The following is a 9986-nucleotide window of genomic DNA, read 5'->3' on the forward strand; positions in this document are numbered from 1 at the left end:
ATCGTGCGTGTCGGCCTGCCTTCCATCGCGATCCTGATTCTGGTCGGCATGACGGTCGGGGTATGGATCGCCTCCGGCAGCGTGCCGATGATCATCTACTACGGACTCAAGCTGGTCTCGCCGGAATACTTCCTGGCGGCGGCCATGCTGCTGTGCGCGGTGGTCTCGGTAGCGCTGGGTACCAGCTGGGGCACCGTGGGCACGGTGGGGCTTGCGCTGATGGGCATCGGGGCCGGCTTCGGCATTCCGCCGTGGTGGACCGCCGGTGCGGTGGTGTCCGGCGCCTTCTTCGGTGACAAGGTCTCGCCGCTGTCGGATACCACCAATCTGGCGCCGGCGGTGACGGGCGTGAATCTGTTCGCGCACATCCGCAACATGATGCCGACCACCATTCCCGCCATGCTGATCGCACTGGTGATCTACCTGATCGCCGGCAACCTGCTCGCCGCCGGTCAGGTGCTGGATCTCGAGCGCATCACCGCCATCACCGAAGGGCTTTCCGGACACTTCACCTTCAATCTGTGGGTGCTGATGCCGCCGCTGCTGGTGATGACGCTGGCCGTTGCGCGCATGCCGGCACTCCCGGCGCTGTTCGTCGGGGTGCTGGCCGGAGCGGTCGTGGCATTCGGCGTACAGGGCGAGGCGGTCAAGGCGCTGTTCGGCTATATGCAGGGCGGCTACGCCTTGAGCACCGGCGTGAGCGAGATCGACAGCCTGCTCAATCGCGGCGGCATCATGTCGATGGCCTGGGTCATCCTGCTGGTGATGATCGCACTGGCCTTCGGGGGCTTGCTGGAAATCATCGGCTGTCTGGAGGCGCTGTGTGCCGCAGTGCTGGTCAAGGTGCGCGGTATCTTCGGTCTGCAGGTCGCGGCCAGTTCCACGGCGGCGCTGACCAATGTCATCGCGGGCGACCCCTACCTCTCCATCGCTCTGCCGGGTCGCATGTACGCGCCGATCTATCGGGGTGAGGGATACTCGACGCTCAATCTGTCGCGCTCACTGGAAGAGGGCGGCACCCTGATCTCGCCGCTGATTCCCTGGAATGCCGGCGGTGCGGTAGTGGTCAGTTCACTGGGGCTGATGGCCGGTGGCGCGGGCATGGAGGGGCTGCTCTACATTCCGCTGGCATTCGCCTGCTGGCTGTCACCGTTGCTGGGGCTGCTCTACACCCTGCTTGGACGCTTCATCATTCGGGCCGATGATGATGAGCGCGCCGAATGGCAAGCCAGGGGACATGCCGTGACAACGCTGGCCCAGCTGCGTCAACAGCAGGCCGAGGGTCTGGCGGGACTGCCAGCCGCCACGCCCGAGGTGCGCTGACAGTCTGCTCGGCATGAGTGCTCTAAGACTTCATGCTCAGGTTCATGAGCAAGTCGACTCGCGCAGGAAGACGGCACAAACCATCTGGAGGTGCAGACGACTTCGGGGCTACCCTTCAGATGTTGCCACGTGAATGAGCGCATGCAGTGCAGGGGGCTCTGCGGGAAGTCCCGCCAGGCCACGCCAGGGTTCGCCCTGGTGCCATAAGCACAAGGCCCCGTTGGGCTGCATGCCATCTTCAGCTGCGGGTCGAGAGCGGAGAGCGTTCACGTCAGGTCCACGACTGCCACTCCAGTCACGGGTTTGGTCAAAAGGGTAATGATGACACAGGGGAACGGTGCGCCACCTCCAGGCCGGGAGCGGGTGCCAGCAGGACTACAAGGCTGATCGTCGCAACAGGAAGCGCCGTGCTGCTCAATATCGGGATGGTGCAATACCGTCTTCTTCACGGCACGGCAGTTTCCGCAGGAAGGTGTCACACGACCACGCAAGCTCAGGCTCGCGTGGTTTTTTTGTGCCTGTCATTCAGTGCGGGAAGGCTTGGGCCGCTTCCGTCGGGTCAGCCCAGTGTCGCCCCCATCGCCGCCAGCAGCATGGGCAGATAGAGGAAGGCGGCGAGCGTCGAGCAGAACACCAGCGTGGCCACGTACTCCGGCTCACGCCCGGCCTTCTGGGCGAACATGTAGTTGTAGACCGCCACCGGCATGGCCATCTGCATGGTCAACACGTGCAGCGCCAGCGGGGGCAGGTCCAGCAGGGTGCCGATCCCCCAGGCACACAGGGCGGCAAAGGGAATGCGCAGGACACTGAAGCCCACGCCCGCCGCCAGATTCTTGACGCGAATGCTGGCCAGCGACACGCCCAGGGTGATCAGCATCAGCGGCACGGTGAAGCCGGAGATCAACTCCAGGCTGTTGGCAACGAAGCGCGGCATGTGCACATCGCAGAGCAGCATGAGAGTGGCGACGATGCTGGCCCAGATGGTCGGCGAGCGCACCACGCTGCGCAGCGGGTTGCCGCTGGTGCTGGCAAGCCAGGCGCCGAGGGTGAACTGCAGCAGTGACATGGTGACCATGATGGTGATGGCGTAGGCGAAGCCGGCCTGGCCGAAGGCGTAGAGCGAGACGGGCAGGCCCATGTTGCCGACGTTGGAGAACAGCAACGGCGCCACCGCGACCTTCCAGGGCTTGCCGATCAGGCGCGCGAAGGGCCAGCTCAGCGCCAGCAGCAGGGCCATCACGGACAGCGTCGCCAGGCCCGTGCGCAAAAAGCTCGAGTTGTCGATCTCGGCGCTGCCCAGCGCATTGAGGATCAGCGCCGGCGTGCCGATGTAGAGCACCAGCCGGGTGACGAAGGCCATCGGGTAGTCGTTGCCCAGCCTGACCCAGAAGAAGCCGATGGCGGCACCACACAGTACCGGTGCCATCACCGCCAGCAATTCCATCAGCATATTCTCAACTCCCTTCCTCAGGCGCGCGCTTGCATGGATCAGTCGTCATCCGGCGCCTGATCGCACGATATCGGTGTCTAGCATACCTGCCCGCAGGGGCTTCGGTGTAGCGCCAGTGGCGGGCAGCCACTCTTTGCAGCAGCTCTGTGCGGGCCATCGAGATGTCGCTTTTGCCTGCCGATGTCGCATTCGCGCTGCGGGGTGACGCTGACAAGCAGTTTGCCGCAGGGGGGCAGGGCTAGTATCGGGTCAAGACAGCCACTCAAGGCCTTGGCGCCGGCTGACTCGACAGGATTTGAGCGAACAGACGATCACTGATCACCCTTCATCGATCCACTCCAACAACAACGATCCGCTTACCGGAGGCGCGCAATGTCTCAGCAACATGGCTACACCCGTGATGACCGACTGGCCAGACTCGACCCTGCACTGGCCGAGGCCATCCTCGAAGAGACAGCGCGTCAGGAAGCGCATATCGAGCTGATCGCCTCCGAGAACTATGCAAGCCCGCTGGTGATGGAGGCTCAGGGCAGCCAGCTGACCAACAAGTACGCCGAAGGCTATCCGGGCAAGCGCTACTACGGCGGCTGCGAATTCGTCGACAAGGTCGAGACACTGGCCATCGAGCGCGCCTGTGCGCTGTTCGGCTGTGACTACGCCAACGTGCAGCCGCACTCCGGCGCCCAGGCCAACGCGGCCGTGTTCATGGCACTCGTCTCGCCGGGCGACACCATCCTCGGCATGAGCCTGGCGCATGGCGGTCACCTGACCCACGGCGCGGCACCCAACTTCTCCGGCAAGCACTACAACGCCATCCAGTACGGCCTGACCGAAAGCGGCGAGCTGGACTACGAGGAAATGGAGCGTCTGGCACGTGAGCACAAGCCGAAGATGATCATCGCCGGCTTCTCCGCCTACTCGCGCGTGGTCAACTGGCGTCGCTTCCGCGATATCGCCGACGAGATCGGCGCCTGGCTGATGGTCGACATGGCCCACGTGGCCGGTCTGGTCGCGGCGGGTCACTACCCGAGCCCGCTGCCCTACGCCCATGTCGTCACCACCACCACGCACAAGACGCTGCGCGGCCCGCGCGGTGGCCTGATTCTCTCCGCCACCGGCGATGAAGCGCTGCACAAGAAGCTCAATGGCGCCGTCTTCCCCGGCCAGCAGGGCGGCCCGCTGATGCACGTCATCGCCGCCAAGGCCGCGGCCTTCAAGGAAGCGATGAGCCAGGACTTCGTCAGCTATCAGGCCCGCGTGATCGCCAATGCCCGCGTGATGGCCGAGGTCTTCATGGCGCGCGGCTATGACGTGGTTTCCGGCGGCACCGATGACCACCTGTTCCTCGTCTCGCTGATCCGTCAGGGCGTGACCGGCAAGGACGCGGATGCCTCACTGGGCCGCGCCCACATCACCGTCAACAAGAACAGCGTGCCGAATGACCCGCAGAGCCCCTTCGTGACATCCGGGCTGCGCATCGGCACTCCGGCCGCCACCACGCGCGGCTTCGGCGAGGCGGAATGCGAGGCACTGGCCGGCTGGATCTGTGATCTGCTCGACGCGCTGTCCACCGGCGAGAGCGCCAAGGTGGAAGCCGAGGTGCGCGGCAAGGTCGAGGAAGTCTGTGCCCGCTTCCCGGTCTACGCATCGCACAGCGTGACCGACCCCGCCGCGCTTGCCTGAACAAGGCGCTGGCGAGAGACAACGATAACAACGACACATGCCGCAAGCGCAGAGACATCACTCGAGTGACTACAACAGACATCACTCGGGCGAGAGCACCGGACAGCGCTTGCGGTGGCAAAGATGTGAGGAGGGTGGCAAATGCAGCGTTACTCGGGATTCGGGCTGGTCAAGCATGCGCTCAGCCACCATGAGAACTGGCAGAAGGTCTGGCGTAGCCCAGAACCCAAGAAGGAATACGACGTCGTCATCGTGGGTGGCGGCGGGCATGGTCTGGCCACGGCCTACTATCTGGCCAAGGAGCACGGCATCACCAATGTCGCGGTGATCGAGAAGGGCTGGTTGGGCGGCGGCAACACCGCGCGCAACACCACCCTGGTGCGCTCCAACTATCTGTGGGACGAGGCGGCGGCGCTCTACGAGCACTCCATGAAGCTGTGGGAAGGTCTGTCCCAGGATCTCAACTACAACGTGATGTTCTCCCAGCGTGGCGTGCTCAACCTGGGCCACACCCTGCAGGACATGCGTGACATCCAGCGCCGCGTGAATGCCAACCGTCTGCAGGGCATCGATGGCGAGGTGCTGGACGCCCAGCAGGTGCAGGAACTGGTGCCGGCGATGGACTGCTCGAGCCGCGCACGCTACCCGATTCTCGGCGCCTCCTGGCAGCCGCGCGGTGGCGTGGCGCGTCACGACGCCGTGGCCTGGGGCTTCGCGCGCGGCGCCGACAGCCTCGGCGTCGACCTGATCCAGCAGACCGAGGTCACCGGCTTCCGCAAGCAGGATGGCGCCATCGTCGGGGTGGAAACCTCGCGCGGCTTCATCGGTGCCAAGCGTGTCGGCGTGGTCACCGCCGGCAACTCCGGGGTGATGGCCGAGAAGGCCGGCTTCCGTCTGCCGCTGGAATCCCACCCGCTGCAGGCATTGGTCTCCGAGCCGCTCAAGCCGATTCTCGACACCGTGGTGATGTCCAACCACGTCCACGGCTATGTCAGCCAGTCGGACAAGGGCGACCTGGTCATCGGTGCCGGCATCGACGGCTACGTGGGCTACGGCCAGCGTGGCAGCTACCCGACCATCGAGCACACCCTGCAGGCCATCGTCGAGATGTTCCCGATCTTCTCGCGGGTGCGCATGAACCGTCAGTGGGGCGGCATCGTCGACACCTGCCCGGACGCCTGCCCGATCATTTCCAAGACGCCCGTGAAGGGGCTCTATTTCAACTGCGGTTGGGGTACCGGTGGCTTCAAGGCCACGCCGGGGTCCGGCAACGTCTTTGCCTGGACACTGGCCAAGGGGCGCACCCATCCGCTGGCAGAACCCTTCTCCTATGACCGTTTCAACACGGGCAAGCTGATCGACGAACACGGCGCCGCTGGCGTCGCGCACTGAACCTGCCGTCAGGAGACGACCGACCATGATGCATATCTTCTGTCCCTACTGCGGCGAGCTGCGCGAGGAAGAGGAATTCCACGTCAAGGGCCAGGCGCATATCGAGCGCCCGAAGGACCCCGAAGCCTGCTCCGATGCCGAGTGGGGGGATTATCTGTTCTTCCGCAACAACCCGCGTGGCGTCCACCACGAGCTGTGGATTCACGCCGTGGGCTGTCGCAAGTATTTCAACATCACCCGCCACACCGTGACCTACGAGATTCTCGAGACCTATCGCATGGGCGAGCAGCCCACCATCACCGGTGAGACGAAAGCCGATCCGACCACGCAAGCCAAGGGGGTGAGCGCATGAGCCAGCAAGACAACCAGACCGCCGCTGCCCCGCGCCGTCTCGCCTCGGGTGGACGCATCGACCGCGCCACGCCGCTGACCTTCACCTTCAATGGCAAGCGCTATCAGGGCCTGGCAGGCGATACCCTCGCCTCGGCACTGATGGCCAACGGCCTCGACGTGCTCAACGCCAGCTTCAAGTATGCGCGTCCGCGCGGCCTGGTCGCCGCCGGTGCTGAAGAGCCCAACGCCATCCTGCAGCTGGGCAGCACCGAAGCGGGCCAGGTGCCCAACGTGCGGGCCACCCAGCAGGCGCTTTACGACGGCCTGGAAGCCCACGCCGTCAGCGGCTGGGTCAAGGCCCAGAAGGACCTGATGAGCCGCTTCCTGCCGCAGGTCGGCAAGCTGGGCGGCAAGTTCATGCCGCCGGGCTTCTACTACAAGACCTTCATGGCGCCGGCTTCACTGTGGATGACCTACGAGAAGTACATCCGCAAGGCCGCCGGTCTCGGGCGTTCTCCGCTCGAGGACGACCCGGACATCTACGATCACCTGCATCAGCACACCGATGTGCTGGTGATCGGCTCCGGCCCGGCGGGCCTGATGGCGGCGCTGGTCGCGGCCCGCAGCGGCGCGCGCGTCATCCTGTGTGACGAGCAGGAAGAGCTGGGTGGCTCGCTGCTCTCCATGTCGGCGGACTGTCTCGATCAGACCCTGGACGGCCAGCCTGCCATCGAATGGCGTGACGCGGTGCTGGCGGAACTCGAAGCCTGTGAGGATGTGCAGCTGCTGCCGCGCACCACCGCCAATGGCTATCACGATCACAACTTCGTGACCCTGCACGAGCGCCGTACCGAGCATCAGGCCGATCTCGCGCCCTTGAATGCCCGCGGCGCCCAGCAGGCACGTTCACGTCTACACCGCGTGCGTGCCCATCGCGTCATCATGGCCACCGGCGCCCATGAGCGGCCGCTGGTCTACAGCCACAACGATGTGCCGGGCAACCTGCTGGCCGGTGCAGTCACCACCTATCTGACCCGTTACGGCGTCGCCGCCGGCGACAAGCTGGTGCTGTCGGTCAACAACGACCACGCCTATCGCGCGGCGCTTGCCTGGGCGGCGGCCGGTCGTGAAGTGGTCGCGATCGCCGATGCGCGTCCGGCGCCCTCCGGCGTGATGGTCGAGGCGGTGCGTGCCGCGGGCATCCGCATCATCGCCGGCGCCGCCGTGATCGAGGCCAAGGGCGAGCGTCGCGTGACAGGTGCGCGCATCGCGGCCATCGATATCGATGCCTTCAGCGTGACGGGGGCAGTGGAAGAGCTCGCCTGCGACACCATCGCAAGCTCCGGCGGCTACAGCCCGGTGGTTCACCTGGCGGCACACACCGGCGCACGTCCGGTATGGAGCGACGAGATCCACGGCTTCCTGCCCGCGCTGGGCGCACCGATGCTCAAGGGCTTCGATGCCTGCGGCGCCGCCAATGGCAGCTTCGCGCTGGAAGATGTGCTGGTCGCGGCCTACGCCAGCGGTGTCGCCGCGGTGGAAGCCTGCGAGTTCGAGACTGCCCAGGCCGAGGTGCCTGCGGTCTCCGAACTTGCGGAAACGCCGATGCTGCCGCTCTATCAGGTGCCGCATGACAAGCCCACCGCTCGCGCGCCCAAGCAGTTCGTCGATCTGCAGAACGACGTCACCGCCGCCGGTATCGAGCTCGCCACCCGCGAAGGCTTCGAGTCCATCGAGCACGTCAAGCGCTACACCGCGATGGGCTTCGGCACCGACCAGGGCAAGCTGGGCAACATCAACGGCATGGCGGTCGCCGCGCGCTGTCTGGGGCAGACCATCCCCGACACCGGCACCACCGTGTTCCGTCCCAACTACACGCCGGTGACCTTCGGCGCCATCGTCGGCCGTCACTGCGGCGAGCTGTTCGACCCGATCCGCTACACCGCGATGCACGAATGGCACGTAGCGCAGGGCGCCAGGTTCGAGGATGTCGGCCAGTGGAAGCGCCCCTGGTACTACCCGCAGGGCAGTGAGGACATGCATGCCGCGGTCGAGCGCGAGTGTCTGGCGGTGCGCGAGAAGGTCGGCGTGCTGGACGCCTCGACCCTGGGCAAGATCGACATCACCGGTCGCGATGCGCGCGAATTCCTCAACCGCATCTACACCAACGCCTGGGCCAAGCTGGGCGTCGGCAAGGCGCGCTACGGCCTGATGTGTCACGACGACGGCATGGTGATGGACGACGGTGTCACCACCTGTCTGGCCGAAGACCACTTCCTGATGACCACCACCACCGGTGGCGCGGCCTCGATCCTGGAATGGCTGGAGCTGTGGCACCAGACCGAATGGCCGGAACTGGACGTGCAGATGACCAGCGTCACCGATCACTGGGCGACCCTGACCGTCACCGGCCCCGAGGCGCGTGCGCTGGTCGGCGAGCTGACCGACATCGACCTTGACCGTGACAGCTTCAAGTTCATGGAAGTGCGTGAAGGACTGATCGCCGACATTCCCGGGCGCATCTTCCGCATCTCCTTCACCGGCGAGCTGTCCTACGAGCTCAACGTGCCGGCCAACTACGGGCTGCATGTCTGGAAGCGTTTGTTCGAGTGCGGCAAGAAGTACGGCCTCACGCCCTACGGCACCGAGACCATGCACGTGCTGCGCGCCGAGAAGGGCTTCATCATCGTCGGTCAGGACACCGATGGCTCGATCACCCCGGAAGATCTCGGCATGCAGTGGTGTGTCGGCTACAACAAGCCGTATTCCTGGATCGGAAAGCGCGCGCTGTCGCGTCCGGATACCCGCCGCGATGACCGCAAGCAGATGGTCGGCCTGATTCCGACGCGCAAGAAGGCCGGCGATGAGCGCATCGTGCTGCCGGAAGGCTCGCAGATCGTCTTCGATCCTGAGCACGCCATCCCGATGCCGATGGTCGGCCACGTGACCTCCAGCTACTACAGCCCGACGCTGGGACATGGCTTCGCGCTGGCGGTGGTCAAGGGCGGTGCCAAGCGCATCGGCGAGACGGTGTTCCTGCCGCAGGCCGATGGCACGACGCTGGAAGCCGAAATCACCTCACCGGTGTTCTACGACAAGAAAGGGGAGCGCCAGCATGTCTGATGCCACCACACTCGACCCGCAAGCGGGTGCCGCCGTCGATGCGCAGCCGCAGGACATGACAAGTTCTCAGACGTCGGTGATCGACCAGCGCCCGACGCCCGAGGTCCACGCTCAGTGCGCCCGTTCGCCACTGGCGCATCTGTTCACGGCCCGCGATGACGGCGATGCCGGCGTCGTGCTGCAGGAAAAGGCGTTTCTCGGTCACCTGACGCTGCGCGGTGACCCCGCGCAGCCGGGCTTCGCCGAGGGTGTCGAGGCGGCGCTGGGCCTGGCGCTGCCGTTGACGCCGGCGACCCTCCACCACAATGAGGGCGGTCGCTCGATCCAGTGGCTGTCACCGGATGAGTGGCTGATCCTGGTGCCCGGCGAGGAAGCCTTCACTGTCGAGAAGGCGCTGCATGAGGCGTTGGCCGGCCGCTATCAGGTGGTCAACGTCAGCGGTGGCCAGACCGTCATCTCGCTGAGTGGCGACCAGGCGCGTCAGGTGCTGATGAGGTCAACGCCCACCGATGTGCACCCACGTGCCTTCCCGGTCGGACGTGGCGTGCCGGCGGTGTTCGCCAAGGCGACACTGGTGCTGCGCCGCGTCAGCGAGAGCGAATTCGAGCTGGTGGTGCGCAGAAGCTTCGCCGATTACCTCGGCCGCTGGCTGCTGGATGCCAGCGAGGAATTCGGGGTCTGC

Annotated in this window: 7 protein-coding genes; 6 read left to right on the forward strand and 1 reads right to left on the reverse strand. The window is 65.5% G+C overall.

Features of this window, described 5'->3' with window-relative positions; genetic code table 11:
* Positions 1 to 1323 (forward strand): Na+/H+ antiporter NhaC (gene nhaC, locus AC4FAH_RS05325; RefSeq protein ID WP_490245744.1); only part of this gene is annotated, 1323 nt, incomplete at its 5' end.
* A gap of 559 nt (positions 1324 to 1882) precedes the next feature.
* Here nhaC and AC4FAH_RS05330 read toward each other — a convergent pair.
* Positions 1883 to 2773, reverse strand: a complete 891-nt coding sequence (locus AC4FAH_RS05330) for an AEC family transporter (protein ID WP_054555340.1) — start codon at positions 2771 to 2773, stop codon at positions 1883 to 1885.
* Between the two features lie 372 nt (positions 2774 to 3145).
* Here AC4FAH_RS05330 and glyA point away from each other — a divergent pair, with 372 nt between their 5' ends.
* The 5 genes from glyA to AC4FAH_RS05355 all read left to right on the forward strand — a co-directional run.
* Positions 3146 to 4456 (forward strand): serine hydroxymethyltransferase, encoded by a 1311-nt coding sequence (gene glyA, locus AC4FAH_RS05335; RefSeq protein WP_287020511.1) that lies wholly within the window; start codon positions 3146 to 3148, stop codon positions 4454 to 4456.
* A gap of 141 nt (positions 4457 to 4597) precedes the next feature.
* Positions 4598 to 5848 carry a sarcosine oxidase subunit beta family protein gene (locus AC4FAH_RS05340; RefSeq protein WP_043333139.1) on the forward strand — a complete coding sequence of 417 codons (1251 nt, stop codon included), beginning with the start codon at positions 4598 to 4600 and terminating at the stop codon, positions 5846 to 5848.
* A 25-nt stretch (positions 5849 to 5873) separates the two neighbouring features.
* On the forward strand, positions 5874 to 6200 hold the full coding sequence (locus AC4FAH_RS05345; RefSeq protein WP_043333138.1) for a sarcosine oxidase subunit delta: 327 nt from the start codon (positions 5874 to 5876) through the stop codon (positions 6198 to 6200).
* Entirely contained in the window at positions 6197 to 9304 is a 3108-nt protein-coding gene (locus tag AC4FAH_RS05350) for a sarcosine oxidase subunit alpha family protein (protein WP_286988907.1), read from the forward strand. The genes AC4FAH_RS05345 and AC4FAH_RS05350 overlap by 4 nt, the downstream gene beginning before the upstream one ends.
* A partial coding sequence (locus AC4FAH_RS05355; RefSeq protein ID WP_490245745.1) for a sarcosine oxidase subunit gamma occupies positions 9297 to 9986 on the forward strand: 690 nt, incomplete at its 3' end. The genes AC4FAH_RS05350 and AC4FAH_RS05355, both read left to right, overlap by 8 nt.

The sequence above is a fragment of the Cobetia sp. genome, from assembly GCF_983723665.1.

Excerpts from the sequence above, each read along its gene's own strand:
- AC4FAH_RS05330 (WP_054555340.1), bottom strand. The coding sequence starts at position 2,773 with ATGCTGATGGAATTGCTGGCGGTGATGGCACCGGTACTGTGTGGTGCC.
- glyA (WP_287020511.1), top strand. The coding sequence starts at position 3,146 with ATGTCTCAGCAACATGGCTACACCCGTGATGACCGACTGGCCAGACTC.
- AC4FAH_RS05345 (WP_043333138.1), top strand. The coding sequence starts at position 5,874 with ATGATGCATATCTTCTGTCCCTACTGCGGCGAGCTGCGCGAGGAAGAG.
- AC4FAH_RS05350 (WP_286988907.1), top strand. The coding sequence starts at position 6,197 with ATGAGCCAGCAAGACAACCAGACCGCCGCTGCCCCGCGCCGTCTCGCC.
- AC4FAH_RS05340 (WP_043333139.1), top strand. The coding sequence starts at position 4,598 with ATGCAGCGTTACTCGGGATTCGGGCTGGTCAAGCATGCGCTCAGCCAC.